Annotated in this window: 20 protein-coding genes; 6 read left to right on the top strand and 14 right to left on the bottom strand. The window is 72.5% G+C overall.

The window, feature by feature from the left end; all coding sequences use genetic code 11:
• Window positions 1–475: 475 nt before the first annotated feature.
• Together ACRWND_RS05535 and ACRWND_RS05530 are read left to right on the top strand one after the other, a co-directional pair.
• Window positions 476–1249: a hypothetical protein gene (locus ACRWND_RS05535; protein WP_431946501.1), complete on the top strand. Its 774-nt coding sequence runs from the start codon at window positions 476–478 to the stop codon at window positions 1247–1249.
• Between the two features lie 178 nt (window positions 1250–1427).
• Entirely contained in the window at window positions 1428–1670 is a 243-nt protein-coding gene (locus ACRWND_RS05530) for a hypothetical protein (protein ID WP_431946499.1), read from the top strand.
• 92 nt (window positions 1671–1762) lie between these two features.
• On the opposite strand, the gene der is transcribed toward ACRWND_RS05530, so the two are convergent.
• The 5 genes from der to aroH form a co-directional block, all read right to left on the bottom strand.
• Window positions 1763–3220: a ribosome biogenesis GTPase Der gene (gene der / locus ACRWND_RS05525; protein WP_431946497.1), complete on the bottom strand. Its 1458-nt coding sequence runs from the start codon at window positions 3218–3220 to the stop codon at window positions 1763–1765.
• A 66-nt stretch (window positions 3221–3286) separates the two neighbouring features.
• The gene (locus tag ACRWND_RS05520; RefSeq protein ID WP_431946495.1) at window positions 3287–3946 is read right to left on the bottom strand and encodes a lysophospholipid acyltransferase family protein; all 660 of its coding nucleotides are present in this window, start codon (window positions 3944–3946) and stop codon (window positions 3287–3289) included.
• Window positions 3943–4686 (bottom strand): (d)CMP kinase, encoded by a 744-nt coding sequence (gene cmk / locus ACRWND_RS05515; RefSeq protein WP_431946493.1) that lies wholly within the window; start codon window positions 4684–4686, stop codon window positions 3943–3945. The genes ACRWND_RS05520 and cmk overlap by 4 nt, the downstream gene beginning before the upstream one ends.
• A 161-nt stretch (window positions 4687–4847) precedes the next feature.
• Window positions 4848–5933, bottom strand: a complete 1086-nt coding sequence (locus tag ACRWND_RS05510) for a prephenate dehydrogenase (RefSeq protein WP_431946491.1) — start codon at window positions 5931–5933, stop codon at window positions 4848–4850.
• On the bottom strand, window positions 5930–6292 hold the full coding sequence (gene aroH, locus ACRWND_RS05505) for a chorismate mutase (RefSeq protein ID WP_431946489.1): 363 nt from the start codon (window positions 6290–6292) through the stop codon (window positions 5930–5932). The genes ACRWND_RS05510 and aroH overlap by 4 nt, the downstream gene beginning before the upstream one ends.
• 118 nt (window positions 6293–6410) lie before the next feature.
• On the opposite strand from aroH, the gene ACRWND_RS05500 reads away from it, so the two are divergent.
• From ACRWND_RS05500 to ACRWND_RS05485, 4 genes are read left to right on the top strand one after another with little or no spacing between them, the layout of a single operon-like run.
• The gene (locus ACRWND_RS05500) at window positions 6411–6773 is read left to right on the top strand and encodes a DUF952 domain-containing protein (RefSeq protein WP_431946487.1); all 363 of its coding nucleotides are present in this window, start codon (window positions 6411–6413) and stop codon (window positions 6771–6773) included.
• The gene (locus tag ACRWND_RS05495; RefSeq protein WP_431946485.1) at window positions 6700–7029 is read left to right on the top strand and encodes a DUF6529 family protein; all 330 of its coding nucleotides are present in this window, start codon (window positions 6700–6702) and stop codon (window positions 7027–7029) included. Before ACRWND_RS05500 ends, ACRWND_RS05495 begins: the two co-directional genes overlap by 74 nt.
• Window positions 7026–7457 carry a Rieske (2Fe-2S) protein gene (locus ACRWND_RS05490; protein WP_431946483.1) on the top strand — a complete coding sequence of 144 codons (432 nt, stop codon included), beginning with the start codon at window positions 7026–7028 and terminating at the stop codon, window positions 7455–7457. Before ACRWND_RS05495 ends, ACRWND_RS05490 begins: the two co-directional genes overlap by 4 nt.
• Window positions 7458–7474: 17 nt before the next feature.
• The gene (locus tag ACRWND_RS05485) at window positions 7475–8185 is read left to right on the top strand and encodes a nucleotidyltransferase domain-containing protein (protein WP_431946481.1); all 711 of its coding nucleotides are present in this window, start codon (window positions 7475–7477) and stop codon (window positions 8183–8185) included.
• 262 nt (window positions 8186–8447) lie between these two features.
• On the opposite strand, the gene ACRWND_RS05480 is transcribed toward ACRWND_RS05485, so the two are convergent.
• From ACRWND_RS05480 to ACRWND_RS05440, 9 genes are all read right to left on the bottom strand, one after another.
• Window positions 8448–9485 carry an ADP-ribosylglycohydrolase family protein gene (locus ACRWND_RS05480; RefSeq protein ID WP_431946479.1) on the bottom strand — a complete coding sequence of 346 codons (1038 nt, stop codon included), beginning with the start codon at window positions 9483–9485 and terminating at the stop codon, window positions 8448–8450.
• A complete protein-coding gene (locus ACRWND_RS05475; RefSeq protein ID WP_431946477.1) occupies window positions 9482–10258 on the bottom strand; it encodes a nucleotidyltransferase domain-containing protein in 777 nt (258 codons plus the stop codon). The genes ACRWND_RS05480 and ACRWND_RS05475 overlap by 4 nt, the downstream gene beginning before the upstream one ends.
• A gap of 116 nt (window positions 10259–10374) precedes the next feature.
• The gene (locus ACRWND_RS05470) at window positions 10375–11436 is read right to left on the bottom strand and encodes a pseudouridine synthase (RefSeq protein WP_431946475.1); all 1062 of its coding nucleotides are present in this window, start codon (window positions 11434–11436) and stop codon (window positions 10375–10377) included.
• Window positions 11436–12110, bottom strand: coding sequence for an SMC-Scp complex subunit ScpB (gene scpB / locus ACRWND_RS05465; RefSeq protein WP_431946473.1), 675 nt, complete (start codon window positions 12108–12110; stop codon window positions 11436–11438). The genes ACRWND_RS05470 and scpB overlap by 1 nt, the downstream gene beginning before the upstream one ends.
• Window positions 12103–13254 carry a segregation and condensation protein A gene (locus ACRWND_RS05460; protein ID WP_431946471.1) on the bottom strand — a complete coding sequence of 384 codons (1152 nt, stop codon included), beginning with the start codon at window positions 13252–13254 and terminating at the stop codon, window positions 12103–12105. Before ACRWND_RS05460 ends, scpB begins: the two co-directional genes overlap by 8 nt.
• Before the next feature lie 61 nt (window positions 13255–13315).
• A complete protein-coding gene (locus tag ACRWND_RS05455) occupies window positions 13316–13984 on the bottom strand; it encodes a hypothetical protein (protein WP_431946686.1) in 669 nt (222 codons plus the stop codon).
• On the bottom strand, window positions 13981–15054 hold the full coding sequence (locus tag ACRWND_RS05450; protein ID WP_431946469.1) for a ParA family protein: 1074 nt from the start codon (window positions 15052–15054) through the stop codon (window positions 13981–13983). The genes ACRWND_RS05455 and ACRWND_RS05450 overlap by 4 nt, the downstream gene beginning before the upstream one ends.
• A gap of 362 nt (window positions 15055–15416) precedes the next feature.
• Window positions 15417–16532 carry an alanine dehydrogenase gene (ald, locus tag ACRWND_RS05445; RefSeq protein WP_431946684.1) on the bottom strand — a complete coding sequence of 372 codons (1116 nt, stop codon included), beginning with the start codon at window positions 16530–16532 and terminating at the stop codon, window positions 15417–15419.
• 251 nt (window positions 16533–16783) lie between these two features.
• The coding region (locus tag ACRWND_RS05440; RefSeq protein WP_431946467.1) for a tetratricopeptide repeat protein at window positions 16784–18157 on the bottom strand (1374 nt) is incomplete at its 5' end.

Raw genomic sequence — 18157 nt, 5'->3', positions numbered from 1 at the left:
GCGGACGGGCACCCGCGCGTCCGGCGCGGCCCCCGTCCCCGTCGCTCGCCGACCGACGGCTTTCCGATCCGCGGTCGCCCTCCGTGCGAGCCCTCCCGGGTGGTGCTCCCTGCACACGGCGGGCAAATCTAGGCAGAGTCGCGTTCCGTCACCAAGCATGTGCCTTGCGTCGCAGGCCAGTTGCCGGTTACCGGAAGTAAAGTCCTATTCCGGACAGTGGATTGATGGCGCTTTTTACGGCATGTCCGTACAGCGCATATGCACCATGTGATCCGTCTCATAGGCGCATGGGCATCGCGGGGTGAAAGGTGGGACGGGGAGTGATCGGCTACGCGCCTCCGCTCACTCTCCGCAGGCGGACGTGCGAGCACGCGCCAAGTAGGCCGTGACTCCCGCCACAGATCGGCCGTTGTCACTGTGTGCCGGGCGAGGCTCGGCAAAGGAGCTCTTAGCCGTCATTCCCAAGGAGGCTTCAGTGCCGCCCATGCTCGACGTCAGCGACGAGGTACGAGCCGAGATCGGCGATGAGGAGGCGGCACGCCTGCTGGCCGGCGTCAGCGCGCCCGGCACGTACGACTGCACCTCCTGCCGTACTCCGGGGGACACCGCCACGGAGCGCACCAGCACCGTGCTGTTCGTCGGCGAGGAGACGGCCGTGCTGGCCTTCGCCCACGCGACCTGCATCCCCTCCCAGGTCGTGCCGGTACCGGAGGAGCAACTGCAGGGCGCCGTGCAGAGCATGGCCGTCGAGGAGACGGCCGGAGCCGCCACCGCGGCCGCCGCGCCGCGCCAGGCGGTGCTCGGCATCACCTGCGGCCTCATCCTCCTCAAGGAGGAGGTGTGCCCGGCCCTCGTCATCGAACCCACTGGTCCGATCGCCCGCCCGGGGCACGACGGCCCCGGCGACGACTTCCTGCCGATCCTCATCGAGCAGGGCTTCCTCCCCGTGAACGACCTCTCCACACCGCCCTCCCCGCTGCCCGGCTGGTCCGTCCTGCTGGCCATGGGGCAGCTGCACGCCATCCTGCAGCCCGGCAACGCCGGGGCGTGGTGGCAGGCGCACCAGCCGCTCGCGGTCAGCGAGGGCTGGCGCCAGGCGGTCAACAGGTCCAACGCGGTGTACGTGTACGCCGCCCCGTACGGCACCATCGGCCAGCAGCCCCGCGAGGACCTGCTGCGCGACGCTCTCGAGCGCGCCTGCGGGCGCGGACTCCTCGTCGCGGCGACGATGCCCCTCTCCGGGACCTGACGGCCCCGGCTCACGCAGAAGGCGCGTACGGCCGACCGTACGCGCCTTCTGCGCGTGGCGGTGCATATGCGTGATTCATCCGCCCGACCCGCATCCCCGCAGCTGAGCCGCTCGTTGCCACGACGTGCACACCTTTGACGCTTCCTCACGAGCCCAGTACCGCAGCCCCATCCCTCCCATGCGCACCGCGCAGGAGGCGTCCGCGCGTGAAGGCACGCCGATCTACGACGCGCTCTACTCCGAGTACCGCAGGCTCTTCCGCACCCTCCCCGGCGACCGCACCGGCGAGGAGGACCTGCAGTTCAACGGGTTCGCCGACCGCGGCGGCGCCAACTCCGCCTACCGCTCCGGCCGCCATCGCGGCGACCTGCCCGCGCTTCCCCCGGGGTTGGCCGAGAACCGCATGCACGGCGGGCTCTGATCTGACCGCTCGCCCCGCGCGAACAGCCGCCCGCCGGGACTGCCTCCGAGGAGGCGGCCCGGCGGGCGGCTCCATGTCCGGACCCGGAAAAGCTACTTCTTGCGTCCGCGCTTCTCCCGCACCCGGACCGACACCTGGATCGGCGTCCCCGCGAACCCGAACTCCTCGCGCAGCCGGCGCTCGATGAAGCGGCGGTAGCCGGCCTCCAGGAAGCCGGAGGCGAAGAGCACGAAGCGCGGGGGCTTGGTGCCGGCCTGGGTGCCGAAGAGGATGCGGGGCTGCTTGCCGCCGCGGATCGGGTGCGGGTGGGCGGCCACGAGCTCGCCCAGGAAGGCGTTGAGGCGGCCGGTGGGTACCCGGGTCTCCCAGCCCGCCAGGGCGGTCTCGATGGCCGGGACCAGCTTCTCCATGTGGCGGCCGGTACGGGCCGAGACGTTCACCCGGGGCGCCCACTGGACCTGCACGAGGTCCTTCTCGATCTCGCGCTCGAGGTAGTAGCGCCGCTCCTCGTCCAGCAGGTCCCACTTGTTGTAGGCGATGACGATGGCGCGGCCCGCCTCGACCGCCATCGAGATGATGCGGGTGTCCTGCTCCGCGAGCGTCTCTCCGGCGTCGATCAGGACGACGGCGACCTCCGCCTTCTCCAGGGCGGCCGCGGTGCGCAGCGAGGCGTAGTAGTCGGCGCCCTCCTGGAGGTGGACCCGGCGGCGGATGCCCGCGGTGTCCACGAACTTCCAGGTCTTGCCGCCGAGCTCGATGAGCTCGTCGACCGGGTCGCGGGTCGTGCCGGCCAGTTCGTTGACGACGACGCGCTCCTCGCCGGCCACCTTGTTCAGCAGCGAGGACTTGCCGACGTTCGGGCGGCCGATCAGCGCGACCCGGCGCGGGCCGCCGACGGTGTTCGCGAAGGACTGCATCGGCGCGTCGGGCAGCGCCTCCAGCATCGCGTCCAGCAGGTCGCCGGTGCCGCGGCCGTGCAGCGACGAGACGGGGAAGGGCTCGCCGAGGCCGAGGTTCCACAGCATGGCGGCGTCCGCCTCGCCCGAGGGGCCGTCGACCTTGTTGGCGCACAGCACGACCGGCTTCCCCGCCTTGCGGAGCAGCCTGACGACGGCCTCGTCGGTGTCGGTCGCGCCGACCGTGGCGTCCACCACGAAGACCACGGCGTCGGCGGCGTCGATCGCGAACTCGGCCTGCGCCGCCACGGACGCGTCGATGCCGAGTACGTCCTGCTCCCAGCCGCCGGTGTCGACGATCTTGAAGCGGCGGCCGTTCCAGTCGGCCTCGTACGTGACACGGTCGCGGGTGACGCCGGGGCGGTCCTCGACGACCGCCTCACGGCGGCCGATGATCCGGTTCACCAGAGTCGACTTGCCGACGTTCGGGCGGCCGACGACCGCGACGACCGGCAGCGGGCCATGACCCGCTGCCGCGAGGTCGCCCGCGACCTCGTCGAGGTCGAAGCCCTCCTCGGCGGCGAGCTCCATGAACTCGGCGTACTCGGCGTCGTCGAGCGCGCCGACTTCGCCGTACTCGTTCTCGATGTCCATGAAAGCTTCTCCGTCGATCGTCAGATGTGCGGGGGCTTGCACGCCCCAGTGTGGATCAGGCCGCCGCTAGGAGGTGCGGCCCGTGGTGCGCCGGGCGTACTCGAGGTGGCCGGTGAGGTGCTTCTGGATGCGCACGGTGGCGGCGTCCAGCGCCGTACGGGTACGGCGCCCGGTGCCGTCGCCGGCGTCGAAGGGGTCGCCGAAGACGATGTCGACCCGGCCGCGCACCGGCGGCAGGCCGCGGATCAGCCGTCCCGGCCGGGATGTGCCGAGGACCGCGACCGGCACTATGGGCGCGCCGGAGCGCACCGCGAAGTACGCCAGGCCCGCCCGCAGGTCGGCGAAGTCGCCCTCGCCGCGGGTGCCCTCGGGGAAGATGCCGAGGACCCCGCCGCGCTCCAGCACGCCGAGCGCGCTGGTCACCGCGGCGCGATCGGTGCTCTTGCGGTCCACCGGGAGCTGGCCGATCCCACGCAGGAACGGGTCCAGCGGCCCGATGAACGCCTCCTTCTTGATCAGGAAGTGCACGGGACGCGGGCTGGTGCCCATGAGCACCGGCCCGTCCACGTAGTGCGAGTGGTTCACGGCGAGGATCACAGGCCCGGTGGCGGGCAGCCGCCAGGCGCCGAGCACCCGGGGGCGCCAGAGGCTGTTGATGATCCCGATGCCGAGGCGGCGGCCGACAGCCGCGCCCTTGGGCCCCGGAACCGCGGAGGTGTCGCTCACGAACCGGCTCGCTTCTCCTCGATCAGGGTGACGACGGTCTCGATGACCTGGTCGAGGGTGAGGTCACTGGTGTCGACCTCTATGGCGTCGTCGGCCTTGGCCAGCGGGGAGGTCTTGCGTCCGGAGTCGGCCGCGTCGCGCCGCACCAGGGCCTCCCGGGTCGCCGCGAGATCGACCTGGGCGCTGCCGGCGGCCTTCAGCTCGCCGCCGCGGCGGGCGGCCCGGGCCTCCGGGGAGGCCGTGAGGAAGATCTTCACGGTGGCGTCAGGCAGCACGGTGGTGCCGATGTCCCGGCCCTCGACGACGATCCCGGCCGGCGCGGCGGCGGCCGCGTCGCGCTGCAGCCCGACCAGCCGGGTGCGCACCTCCGGCACCGCGCTGACGGCGCTGACCGCCGCGGTGACCTCCTGGGAGCGGATCGGGCCGGAGGCGTCCACGCCGTCCACGGTGATCGTCGGCGCCGCCGGGTCGGACCCGGAGACGAGCACCGGCTTCTCCGCGGCGGTGGCGACGGCTGCCGCGTCGTTCACGTCGACGCCGTTGCTCAGCATCCACCAGGTCATCGCCCTGTACTGCGCGCCGGTGTCCAGGTAGCTCAGGCCGAGCTTGGCCGCGACCGCCTTCGAAGTGCTGGACTTGCCAGTGCCCGAGGGGCCGTCGATCGCGACGATCACCGGATTCGACACAGTCGGGGGACCTTCCTTGTGCGTGGAACAGGTACACGGCTGGCACGATGCCATCCCCACAAGGTTACCGGCCCACCCATTCGGCTCTGTACCGCGAATGCGCCGACCCCGCCTCTGCGCGCGGTGACCTGTCCCGGCCGGCCCACGCACGCCCCTGCCGTGCCCGGGGCCGGCGCCGCGCCCCGCTCACTTCGCCCGGCCCCGTCCACCGCCCCTCAGGCGCGCAGCGACCAGCCGCGCTCCCGCAGCGCCGCCGACAGGCGCGCGGCCGCGGCCGGCTCCACCATCAGCTGCACGAGACCCGCCTGCTGCCCCGTCGAGTGCTCGATGCGCACGTCCTCGATGTTGACCCCCGCCGCCCCGGCGTCCGCGAAGAGCCGCGCGAGCTCCCCGGGCTGGTCGCCGATGAGGACGGCCACAACCTCGTAGGTCTTGGGAGCCGAACCGTGCTTGCCCGGGACCTTGGCCCGGCCGGCGTTGCCGCGGCGCAGGAGGTCCTCGATACCGGCGGCGCCGTCGAGGCGCTTCGCGTCGTCCGCGGACTGCAGGGCCCGCAGGGACGCGACGGTCTCGGTCAGGTCGGCGGCGATGTCGGCGAGGACGTCGGCGACCGGGCCCGGGTTGGCGGAGAGGATGTCGATCCACATGCCGGGCTGGGAGCCCGCGACCCTGGTGACGTCGCGGATGCCCTGGCCGCACAGACGCACCGTGCTGTCCTCGGCGTGCTGCAGGCGCGCCGCGACCATGCTGGAGACGAGCTGCGGGGTGTGCGAGACGAGGGCGACGGCGCGGTCGTGGGCGTCGGCGTCCATGACGACCGGGACGGCGCGGCAGAGCGCGACCAGCTCCAGGGCGAGGTTGAGCACCTCGGTGTCGGTGACCGGGGTCGGGGTGAGCACCCAGGGGCGGCCCTCGAAGAGGTCGGCGGTCGCGGCCAGCGGGCCGGAGCGCTCGCGGCCCGCCATGGGATGGGTGCCGATGTACGAGGTCAGGTCGCAGCCGAGCGCCTCCAGGGCGCGGCGCGGTCCCGCCTTGACGCTGGCGACGTCGAGGTAGCCGCGGGCGACCCCGCGGCGCTGGGCGTCGGCGACGGTCGCGGCGACGTGGGCCGGCGGCACGGCGACGATCGCCAGGTCGACCCGGCCGGACGGGGGCTCGTCGGTGCCCGCGCCGAGCGCGGCGGCGGTGCGCGCCTCGGCGGGGTCATGGTCCTCCAGGTGCACCTCGACGCCGCGCGCCGCGAGCGCGAGGGCGGCGGAGGTGCCGATGAGGCCGGTGCCGATGACGAGGGCGGTCCTCACTGGGCGATGTCCTTGCGGAGGGCTGCCGCGGCGCCGAGGTAGACGTGGGCGATCTCCTCCTTGGGCAGTGGGGACTCGACGTGGGCCAGGATGCGCACGACCCGCGGCATCGCGCCGGTGATGTCGAGTTCCTGCGCGCAGATCAGCGGGACATCGGTGATGCCGAGCTTGCGCGCGGCGACCGCCGGGAAGTCGCTGTGCAGATCCGGGGTGGCGGTGAACCACATGCTGATCAGATCGTCCACCGCGAGGCCGTTGCGCTCCAGGATGGCGGTGATCAGCTCGGCGACCCGCTCGTGCATGTGCTCCGCATCGTCGCGCTCCAGCTGCACGGCTCCGCGGACCGCTCGTACCGCCACGTCTTCGCTCCCTGTGTTGCTGCGCACACGTACCTGGTCAGCGTAGTCGCGGTGGACGGGGTGCGGTGGACACGCCCGCCCTGCGAGACGCGAGGGGCGCCGCGGTACACCATGAAGCATGATCTTCCACCTGGTTCCGCTGGACGACTGGCTGCGCGACCCGGACCGTCCGTACGCGCCCTCGTCGCTCGCCGAGGACGGGTTCGTGCACTGCGCGCCCGACGAGTCGGTGGCGCTCGCCGTCGCCGACGCCTTCTACCGGGGCACCACTGGGCCGCTGATGGTGCTGCTGATCGACGAGGAGGCCCTGGAGGCCCGTGTGCTGTGGGAGGACGCCGAACCGGCTGTGCCGCCCGGGGTGCCGCGGGAGACCCGCTTCCCGCACGTATACGGGCGCATCAACCGCAGTGCGGTGGTCGGGATGCTGGAGGTGCGGCGGGACGCCGAGGGCCGGGCGGTGGCGCTGGCGGTGTGGTCGTGAACGCCTCTGCGCGGCCCGCCGCCGCGTGCGCGGCCGGCAACCATTGGGCTGTCCGAAGTACAGCGGCCGCGTGATCGGGCACGCGCTGTCCGGGTGCTTCGTTTTCGGGGCATTCGCCGCAAAGATGCTTCTGCTGCGGGCCGGACGACTGCCGGACCGGCCGCTGCCGGTCGGCAGCGGGCTGGTCCGCACCGCGTCGACGGCCGCGGCCGACATCAGCGTTGGGGTTCTTCGAACAGTCGGGGTGACAACATGAAGCGACGCATGGTGCTGCTGTCCACGGCGGCGCTCGCGGCATGCGGCAAGTCCGGTGACGAGAGCGCGCCGCAGGGCGCGGCGACATCGGCGCCGCCTCCCTCGGATCCGGCCACCGCGCCGGCCTCGGCGAAGGCGGAGGGCGAGTCGCTGGTGAAGACCGCCGACGTGCCCGTGGGCGGCGGCACGGTGATCACGGACAGAAAGGTCGTGGTGACCCAGCCCCAGGCCGGCGAGTTCAAGGCCTTCTCCGCCGTCTGCACCCACCAGGGCTGCCTTGTGAACAACGTCTCCGACGGCACGATCAACTGCCCCTGCCACGGCAGCAAGTTCCGGATCACCGACGCCTCGGTGGCCGCCGGACCTGCCGAGAGGCCGCTCCCCGCCGAGTCGATCACCGAGAAGGACGGCGAGATCTTCCTCGTGTGACCCCGTACGATCCGGCCATGCGCGACCACGACCTCATACGCCGCCACACCGTCTACGCCTGTGTGATGGGCTCGCGCGCCTTCGGCCTTGCCACGGACGGCAGTGACACCGACCGCCGCGGGGTGTACGTGGCGCCCACCCCGCTCTTCTGGCGCTTCGACAAGCCACCCACCCATGTGGACGGCCCCGAGCGGGAGCAGTTCTCCTGGGAGCTGGAGCGGTTCTGCGAGCTCGCGCTGCGCGCCAACCCCAACATCCTCGAGTGCCTCCACTCCCCCCTCGTCGAGTACGCGGACGACACCGGGAAGGAACTGCTCGCGCTGCGCGGCGCCTTCCTCTCCCGGCACGTCCACGAGAGCTTCGCGCGCTACGCCACGGCCCAGCTGCGCAAGCTCGAGGCCGACGTCCGCACGCACGGTGCGCCCCGCTGGAAGCACGCCATGCACCTGCTGCGGCTGCTGATCAGCGCCCGCGACCTGCTGCGCACCGGCGAACTGCGCATCGAGGTCGGCGACCACCGCGAGCGGCTGCTGGCGGTCAAGCGGGGCGAGGTCGGCTGGGCCGAGACGGAAACCTGGATGCTGCGGCTGCACGACGAGGCCACGGCCGCCGCACCGCGCAGCCCGCTCCCGCACGAGCCCGACCGGGCCCGCGTCGAGGACTTCCTCTTCCGGGTACGACGGGCGTCAGCCGCCGACGCCGTCCCACAGGACCCCGAAGGCGAGTAGCTCGCCGCGGTACTCGAGCCGCTCCACCCAGGCATCCGGCCACGCCGCCAGGCCCTACCGCGCACCCGGCAAACGCATCGAGGTCGGCGACCACCGCGAGCGGCTGCTGGCGGTCAAGCGAGGCGAGGCCGGCTGGGCCGAGACGGAAACCTGGATGCTGCGGCTGCGCGACGAGGCCTCGGCCGCCGCACCGCGCAGCCCGCTCCCGCACGAGCCCGACCGGGCGCGCGTCCAGGACTTCCTGTACCGGGTACGACGGGCGTCAGCCGCCGACGCCGTCCCCATCCCAAAGGGCGCCGAAGGCCAATAGCTCGTCACGGTGCTCTAGCCGCTCCACCCAGGCGTCGGGCCACGCGGCCAGGCCGTGGTGCGCTCCGGCGAAGGCGCCCGTCAGGCACGCGATGGAATCGGAGTCACCGGAGGAGCACGCCGCCCGGCGCACCGCGGTGACGGGCTCGTCCGGGAAGAGCAGGAAGCACAGCAGGCCGGTCGCCAGCGCTTCCTCGGCGATCCAGCCGGCGCCGGTGGCCAGGCACGGGTCGGCCTCCCGGTCGGGCGCCGCGAGCGCCGCGTCGAGGCGGTCGAGCACCCCGAGGCACTCGTCCCAGCCGCGCCGGACGAAGGCCAGCGGTCCGTGGTCGTGGGCGCGCGTCCACAAATCACCGAGCCACCACTCGTGGTAGGTATCGCGCTGCTCCACCGCGTAGTGGCGCAGCAGGCCGGGCAGTTCGCCCGGGGCCGCACCCTTCGCGAGGAGGTGGACGGCGTGCGCGGTGAGGTCGGAGGCCGCGAGCGCCGTGGGATGGCCGTGGGTCAACGCGGACTGCAGCTGCGCCGCCCCCGCCCGTTCCTCGGGTCGCAGCCCGGGGACGAGACCGACCGGGGCGACCCGCATGTTCGCGCCGCAGCCCTTGGAGCCGGTCTGGCTGGCCTCCTGCCAGGGCCGGCCCGGCTTGTCCAGCTTCTGGCAGGCGGTCAGGCAGGTGCGGCCGGGGGCACGGTTGTTGTCGGGCGAGTGGTACCAGTCCACGTACTCCTCGCGCACCGGGCGGGCGAGCCGGGAGGGAGTGAGGGGGCCGCGCTCCGTCGCCGTGCGCAGCCCGCGGGCGAGGGCGAGGGTCATCTGCGTGTCGTCGGTGACGAAGGCCGGGCGGGGCAGCTCCATCTCCCGCCACGGGCCGCACTTCGCCAGGATGGACGGGACGTCGTTGAACTCGGTCGGAAAGCCGAGCGCGTCACCGATCGCCAGCCCCGCCATCGCCCCCGCCGCCGCCCGCCGCCCGGTCACGGCGGAGCTCATGCGGCGGCCGTCCGGGTGCGGACGACCAGGTCGTGGAGGGCGTCGTAGGCCGTCGGCTCGCCGGGCAGCCGGCTGTCGCGCTGCGCGTCGTCCAGGACCGCGTGGAGTGCGTCGACATCGGCACGGACGCGTCGCGGGTCGAGATCCATGGCGAGGCCGTGCTCGGCGGCGGCCTTCTCGTGGATGAGTTCGCGGACGTAGCCGGGGGCGGTGACGTGCTCCAGCAGCGTCGGCAGGTGCGCCTCGACGGCGCCGGTGCGCATCAGGTGGATGCCGGTCAGCAGCACCCGGAAGGTGTAGAGCAGCGGCTTGAGTTCGCCGGTCTTCTCGTACAGCTCCCACTGGGTACGGGCGAAGCCACGGTAGTGGTGGGCGTGCTGGGCGGTGATGACGCCGGGCGCCAGGTCGGCCAGTCGGGCGTGGACCTCGCTGGTGTGCACCACGAGCGGCGACAGCAGCTGCTCCAGCACATAGCCGTTGCGCCGCAGCATGAGCCGGACGAACTTCAGCAGGTCGTGGGTGACCAGGTCGAGTTCGAGGCCGTCCTGCTCCCACATGCGGGTCTGGGTCTCCTCCCCCTCCCGCAGCCCGATCAGGTCCGCGAGTGGAAGGAGGTGGACGCCGCGCAGGTCCACGTCCGAGTCGCGGGAAGGGAAACCGTACAGGTGCGCGCCGGAGACGGTGGCGAACAGCAGGGGGTGTCCCTGCTGGACGAGGGCCGGGGTGAGTTCGGGCAGCCCGGCCTCGCGCAGAGGTTCGGCGTGGATGGTCATCGCGCCATCCTCCCCGGTGCGGCGGCCTGCGGGAAAGTCCTTATCCGCGGCCGGGCGGCCGGGAAGCCGCTCCGGTACGGGGCGTGGGCCGCCCCGTACCGGCGGTCACGGGCGGCTCAGAGATCGACCTCGCGCATGAGCATGCCCACCTCGGTGTTGGTGAGCCGCCGCAGCCAGCCCGACTTCTGGTCGCCGAGCGCGATGGGTCCGAAGCTGGTGCGGACCAGCTTGTCGACCGGGAAGCCCGCCTCGGCCAGCATCCGGCGCACGATGTGCTTGCGGCCCTCGTGCAGGGTGACCTCGACCAGGTAGTTCTTGCCCGTCTGCTGCACGACGCGGAAGCTGTCTGCGCGGGCGTAGCCGTCCTCCAGCTGGATGCCGTTCTTCAGCTGCTTGCCGATGTCGCGCGGCAGCACACCGCTGATCGCGGCGAGGTAGGTCTTCTGCACGCCGTAGCGGGGGTGTGTGAGGCGATGGGCCAGCTCGCCGTGGTTGGTGAGCAGGATGATGCCCTCGGTCTCGGTGTCCAGCCGCCCGACGTGGAAGAGCCGGGTCTCGCGGTTGGTGACGTAGTCGCCGAGGCACTGGCGGCCCTCGGGGTCCTCCATCGTGGAGACGACGCCGGCCGGCTTGTTCAGGGCGAAGAACAGGTACGACTGCGTGGCGACGGTCAGCCCGTCGACGCGCACCTCGTCCTTGTCCGGGTTCACGCGCAGGCCCTGCTCGGTGACGATCTTGCCGTTCACCTCGACCCGGCGCTGCTCGATCAGTTCCTCGCACGCGCGCCGGGAGCCCATGCCGGCCCGGGCCAGCACCTTCTGCAGGCGCTCGCCCTCCTGCTCGGCGCCCGGGAAGGTCTTGGGCAGGTTCAGCTTGGGCTTGCTGTGCCGCTCGCGGTTGCGCTCCTCGATCTGGGCGTCCAGTTCGCGCGGGCGCGCGGGGGCCGACCTGCGGGGCTTGCCGGACGCGCCGCCCGGCTTGCCGCCGGTGCCGCGCTTGGCGCCGCCGCCCGCTCCACCGGGTCCGCCGGGTCCGCCGGAGCTGCCGCCGACGTCGTAGCGGCGCTCCTCCGGACGGGGTCGGCCCGCGCGCTTCTGCTTGTCGTCGCGCCCGTTGCCGGCACCCCGGTAATTCCGGTTGCCACCGCTGTTCCTGCCGCTGCCGCTGCTGCTTCGCATCAAGTTTCCGTCGTCGAGTCCGGGTCGAATGAGGGGACGCCCTCCAGGGAGTCCGCCTCGACGGCGTCCGCCTCCGGGAGGAACGGGGCGAGCTCGGGCAGCTCGTCCAGGCCGCGCAGGCCCAACCGCTCCAGGAAGTAGTTCGTCGTCCTGTACAGGATCGCACCTGTCTCGGCTTCCGTCCCACACTCCTCCACAAGACCCCGCTGCAGGAGGGTGCGCATCACACCGTCGCAGTTGACCCCGCGCACCGCCGAGACCCGGGACCGGCTGACCGGCTGCCGGTACGCGACGACCGCCAGCGTCTCCAGCGCGGCCTGGGTGAGCCGGGCCTGCTGTCCGTCCAGGACGAACTTCTCCACGGCCGCGGCATAGGCGGGCCGGGTGTAGAAGCGCCAGCCTCCCGCGACGAGGCGCAGGTCGAAGCCGCGGCCCTGGGCGGCGTACTCCCCGGCGAGGTCGTGGAGCGCGGTCGCGATCTCCCGGCGCGGGCGCTCCAGCACCTTGGAGAGCGTCTCCTCGGTGACGGGCTCGTCCACGACCATCAGGACCGCCTCCAGGGCAGGCCGCAGCTCCAGATCCGCCACCGAGAGCAGTCCCGCGGGGGCGCCCTGCTCCTCCCCGGCGGTCTCCGCCACCGCGGTCATTCCCGTGACCTCCGTCACGTCAGCCATCCTTACCGTCCTTCGCGGCGGGCGCCTGGTCGAATTCGTCGGTGACGAGCGGCCGGTCAGGGGCCGCCGCACCGCCCGTCCAGCGGACCTGGAGCGTACCCAGGGCCTCTTCCTGGTCGAGCGCGACCGCCTTCTCCCGGTACAGCTCCAGCAGGGCCAGGAAGCGGGCCACGACGGTCAGGGTGTCCGGTGCGTCGAGGGTGAGTTCCGCGAAACTCGCCTCGCCCCGCTCCCGGAGCATGGCGACGACGTGGCCGGCCTGCTCGCGCACGCTCACCAGCGGCGCGTGGATGTGGTCCACGTACACCTGCGGCTTCGGCTTGGGCTGCATCGCCTTGACGGCGAGCTGTGCGAAGCGCTCCGGCCCGATGCCGAGCACCACCTCGGGCAGCAGTTCTGCGTGCTGCGGCTCCAGGCCCACGGTGCGGGGGTGGTGCAGCGCCTCGGCCTCCAGGCGTTCGGCGAAGATCGCGGCGATCTGCTTGTAGGCGCGGTACTGGAGCAGCCGGGCGAAGAGCAGGTCCCGGGCCTCCAGCAGGGCGAGGTCCTCCTCGTCCTCCACCTCGGCGGCGGGCAGCAGCCGCGCGGCCTTCAGGTCCAGCAGGGTCGCCGCGACGACGAGGAACTCCGTGGCCTGGTCGAGGTCCCAGTCCGGTCCCATGGCACGGATGTGCGCCATGAACTCGTCCGTCACCTTGGACAGGGCGACCTCGGTGACGTCGAGCTTGTGCTTGGAGATCAACTGCAGCAGCAGGTCGAAGGGGCCCTCGAAGTTCGCCAGCCGGACGGTGAACCGGCCGTCGTCCGGGGAGGCGGCGCCGTCCTCGTCCTGTGGCGCGGGGGCCTCCGGGCCGGACGCGGGGGCCTTTGCCGCGGGAACGGGCGACGGGCCGGCGTCGGGCGGCGGCGCATCCGGAACCGGGGCCGGCTCCGCCGGGGCTTCGACGGCGGTGGCTTCGACTGCCGCTTCGGCGACTGCCGGAGGCGGCGGGGCGGTGTCGCCGAACTCACCGGCCGCGTCGCTCACACCCGCCTCGCCCGTGCCCTCCTCGGCCACCGCCCGGGGCGGCACAGGGCGCGCGCCCGGGCCGCGGCCGAGGAGGCGGCGGGGGCGCTGCGGACTGGCGGGGACGTCGGGGGGCATGAAGATCCAGGTGCTGCTGACGGGGCCGTACGGAGGACGGCACCGTATCGCGATGGGCGCGTCAGCGGCCGCGCAGGCGTCGTACGAGGATGCTCGCGTCGCCTCGGGACTCGAGGTCGGCCAGGACCACCGCGACCGCCTCCCGCACGATCCGGCCGCGGTCCACGGCGAGCCCGTGCTCGCCGCGCAGGACGAGGCGGGCGTGCTCGAGGTCCATGAGCTCCTCGGCGGAGACATAGACGGTGATCTTCTCGTCGTGGCGTTCCCGCCCGCTGGGCCGCCTCGGGGCCCGTCCGGACTTGCGGCGCGGCTGCTGGGGCTGCGGGGGCTGCGGCGGCTGGGAGGCCGCCTGAGGGCCCGTGGAGGCCGCTGCGGGGGCCTGCGGGCCGCGTCGTACGGGCGCGCCGGAAGGACCCGCCTGTTCCGGGACGGAACGGGCCGCTGGGACCGGCGAGGCGCCCGGGCCGGCGCCGTTGTCCCGTCCGCCGTGCTCGGCGGAATCGGAGGGCGCCGCGGAATCGCGGACCGGCGCCTCCTCCGGCGCCGGCTCCTCGACGGGGGCCGGGACGGACCTCAGGGGGCGTTCGCCGGTGCCGCCGGTGTCCGCGCCCGGGCCGGCGCCGGGGCCCGTGCCGGGAGTCTCACCGCCGGAGTGCTGCCGCGGTGTCGAGGACTGGAGCCCCCGCCCCCCGGTCGTACGGAACAGTTCGTCGGCCCCGGGGAGACTCACTCGGCGTGACACCGGGCGAGCACCTCCCTGGCGAGCTGGCGGTAGGCTGCGGCGCCCACGGAGTTGGAGGCGTAGGTCGTGATCGGCTCACCGGCGACCGTGGTCTCCGGGAAGCGGACGGTCCGTCCGATGACGGTGTGGAAGACGTGGTCGTCGAAGGCCTCGACGACACGCGCCAGCACCTCCCGGCTGTGCACGGTGCGCGAGTCGTACATCGTCGCGAGGATGCCGTCCAGCTCCAGCTCGGGGTTGAGCCGCTCCCTGACCTTCTCGATGGTCTCGGTGAGCAGCGCGACACCGCGCAGCGCGAAGAACTCGCACTCCAGCGGGACGATCACCTGGTGGGCTGCCGTCAGGGCGTTGACGGTCAGCAGGCCGAGCGACGGCTGGCAGTCGATGATGACGTAGTCGTAGTCGGGCAGCAGCGGCTTCAACGCCCGCTGCAGCGAGGACTCCCGGGCCACCTCGCTGACCAACTGGACTTCGGCGGCCGACAGATCGATGTTGCTGGGCAGCAGATCCATCCCCGGCACCGCCGTCTTCAGCAGCACCTCGTCGGCCGACAGCCCGCGTTCCATCAGCAAGTTGTAGACCGTGACGTCCAGTTCCATCGGGTTGACGCCGAGGCCGACGGAGAGCGCGCCCTGCGGGTCGAAGTCGACCAGGAGGACGCGGCGGCCGTATTCGGCGAGCGCGGCACCGAGGTTGATGGTGGACGTCGTCTTGCCGACGCCGCCCTTCTGGTTGCACATTGCGATGATCTTCGCCGGGCCGTGGTCCGTCAGCGGGCCGGGGATCGGGAAGTACGGCAACGGGCGGCCGGTGGGGCCCACGCGCTCACGGCGCTGACGCGCCGCGTCGGGCGCGAGGGTGGCCGCGTACTCGGGGTCGGGTTCGTACTCCGCGTCGGGGTCGTAGAACTGACCGTCCTGCAGCTCTTCTTCGTATTGCGCCATGGGGTTCGCGTAACGCGTCTCGTTGTCTGTACCGGCCCTGCGCGCCTCGAACGTGCGGACGGCCACGGAGGCCACCGGCTCGAGTCGTGCGGAGCCCTCGGTCTGCACGGTCATTCCTGGCTGACCACCCCCGGGAGCAAATGTCGACTCATTCACAAGTCGTCTTACCTCCTTGGTGACCAGGAAACTTCTCTATAGGTCAGCGTTGCAGCATGCCGACGGTTGGCGACTCTATGGCGTGTCGGTGGTTCACAGCAACACAATCCGCCGGACACGGCACGATGTGTCGGCAACCGAACGTCTCGCTGTCAAGGGTGTAACGGCGACGCCGGGGACGTTTCACAGGGGTGCGAATCGGCAAAACAGTATGGTTCCGCGCGAACGGCCGGGCCCTGTGGACAAGGACCCGGCCGTGCGTCGCACGTCGGCGACACGTTGACGCCGAGGCGAAATATCGACCAATCGATGAGGCGGCGTCAGCCCAGGACGCTGACGAGCTCCACCGCGTCCAGGCCGTGCGCCTCGGCGACCGGCCCGTAGACGACCTGGCCCTCATGGGTGTTGAGGCCCTTGGCGAGTGCGGCGTCCCGGCGCAGTGCCTCGCGCCAGCCGCGGCCCGCCACCTCCACGATGTAGGGCAGCGTCGCGTTGGTCAGCGCATAGGTGGAGGTGTTGGGCACCGCGCCCGGCATGTTGGCGACGCAGTAGAACACCGAGTTGTGGACCGTGAAGGCCGGCTCGGCGTGCGTGGTCGGACGGGAGTCCTCGAAGCAGCCCCCCTGGTCGATGGCGATGTCGACGAGCACCGAGCCCGGCTTCATGCGCGAGACCAGTTCGTTGCTGACCAGCTTGGGCGCCTTGGCGCCGGGGATCAGGACCGCGCCGATGACGAGGTCGGCGTCGAGGACCGCCTTCTCCAGCTCGAAGGCGTTGGAGACGATGGTCTGCACCCTGGTGCCGAAGACCTTGTCGGCCTCGCGCAGCTTGGTGATGTCCCGGTCGAGCAGGGTGACGTGGAAGCCCATGCCGACGGCGATCTGCGCGGCGTTCCATCCGGAGACACCGCCGCCGATGACGACGGCCTTGGCGGGGGCCACACCCGGGACGCCGCCGGGGAGCACACCGCGGCCGCCGGCCGAACGCATCAGGTGGTAGGCGCCGACCTGCGGGGCGAGCCGGCCGGCCACCTCGGACATCGGGGCGAGCAGCGGCAGCTGGCGGTTGGCGAGCTCGACGGTCTCGTAGGCGATCGCGGTGGTTCCGGACTCCAGCAGGGCGTCGGTGCACTCGCGGGACGCGGCCAGGTGAAGGTAGGTGAAGAGGGTCTGGCCCTTGCGGAGCCGGTGGTACTCCTCCGCGATCGGCTCCTTGACCTTCAGCACCAGGTCGGCGACGCCCCACACCTCGTCGGCGGTCGGGAGGATGGTCGCGCCGGCGGTGACGTACTCCTCGTTCGGGATGGACGAGCCGAGGCCGGCGTCCTGTTCGACGTAGACCTCATGGCCGCCTCGGACGAGCTCGTGCACGCCCGCGGGGGTGATGGCCACGCGGAACTCGTTGTTCTTGACCTCGCGGGGGATGCCGACCTTCACGTCGATCACGGTCCTGTTCACGGGAGTGGAAGATGTGGGCAGGTCTCGGAACAAATCACCCTTTGTAAGGGTACGTCGGACCCGGCCGCGATGTTCTGCGGTGTGACCAAGTGTAGTGAAGGAGGAGTCGCTGTCCAGCCTTACAAAGTGACTACTTCCAGCGAAGGCATCAGTGGTTTCGCAGGCATGACCCGTGTCGGGACGGGCCCTGAGGGGCCCCGCCGGGCACCCCGCCCGGGAAACCGGGCTCCTCACTCCTCATCGGGCCGCGGGATCTCCTCCGGGGGCAGCAGCCGGCGTGCCGCGGCCCGCTGCAACTGGGCGCCCGCCGGGTCACCCAACCGATCCAGGGTGTCGGCCATGCGCAGCAGCACCGCGCCTTCCAGCCGCCGCTCCTTCGCCAGCCGGGCCCAGTACAGCGCGTCGCGGCAGGTCCGCAGCGCGTCCTCCGGGTGCCCCGCGTACTCCTGGACCCTGGCCACCTCGCTGAGGGCACGGGCCTGTGCGGGCAGGTCCTTCAGCCGGCGGTGGGCGGCGGAGGCCGCACGCCACTCGCGCAGCGCGTTGCCGTAGTGGCCCGCGTAGGTGAACAGGGCGCCGAGCCGCCCGTGCAGTCGCGCCTGGTGCGCGAGTTCGCCGCGGGCCTGCCGCAGGGCCAGCGCCCTGCCGTACCAGTCGGAGGCGCGCTGCGGGTCGTCCAGTTCCAGATAGGTACCGGCGACGGCCTCCAGCGCGCGGCCCTCGGCGTCCCCGTCGAAACCCTCCCGGGAGGCGACCAGCGCGGCCCGGTAGCGGTCGAGGGCGTCGAGCGGGCGGCCCGCCTCCACGTCCAGGTCGCCGATGTTCAGCAGGGCCGCCGCCTTCTCGCGGTGCAGTCCGCGTCGCTCGGCGACGTCCAGCACCAGATGGTGGAGCCGGTAGCGCTCGGGCGCCGTCGCGCCGCCGTCCGGGTCCGCGGCCAGGGCCCGCACGAGACCCGCCATGAGACGGCGGGCCAGGGTGTCCAGTTCGCCGTCCGCGACCGCCAGCCGCGCCGAGGCCAGCAGGACCGGCAGCCGCATCCGCAGCCAGCCTGCCGCGACCGGACGACTGGGGAAGCGCAGCGAGGTCGGCAAGCCGTCCGGTTCCGTCTCCCCCTCCAGGCGCATTCGGCAGGCATGGAGCAGCCGCACCGTGCGCTCCAGCAGCCGTGCCCGGGCGAGCTGCACCTCGGACGGCTTCTCCGTGCTCTCCAGCAGCGCCCGCAGCGGTGGGGTCAGCCAGCCGGGGAGGCGATACTGCGCCTGCGCGTCGGGCAGGCCGGCGGGCGACGGCTCCGGGTGCAGCAGCCCGCAGGCGGCGAGGTCCGCCAGGGTGGCCTGCGCGGCCTCGACGGAGCAGCCGCCCAGCGCGGAGGCGGTCTGCGCGTCGGTCAGGCCCGAGGGGGTGAGCACCAGCAGTCGCAGCATGCGGGCCACGGCGGGCGAGAGCGCCTCGTAGACGAAGCGGAAGGCGCGCAGCAGCTCCGGGGCCGGGGTGGCGCGCGGGGTCGGCGGCGGGGCACTGTGCCGTTTCTGCGTCGCCTCTCCGGCTCCCGCGGCGTCCCCGGCACCGTCGCCCGCCTGCGCGGCCGGGCCGGCGCCGAC

Source organism: Actinacidiphila sp. bgisy167 (assembly GCF_965342175.1).
GTDB lineage: Bacteria > Actinomycetota > Actinomycetes > Streptomycetales > Streptomycetaceae > Actinacidiphila.
This window is presented reverse-complemented; position numbering and strand designations above follow the sequence as displayed.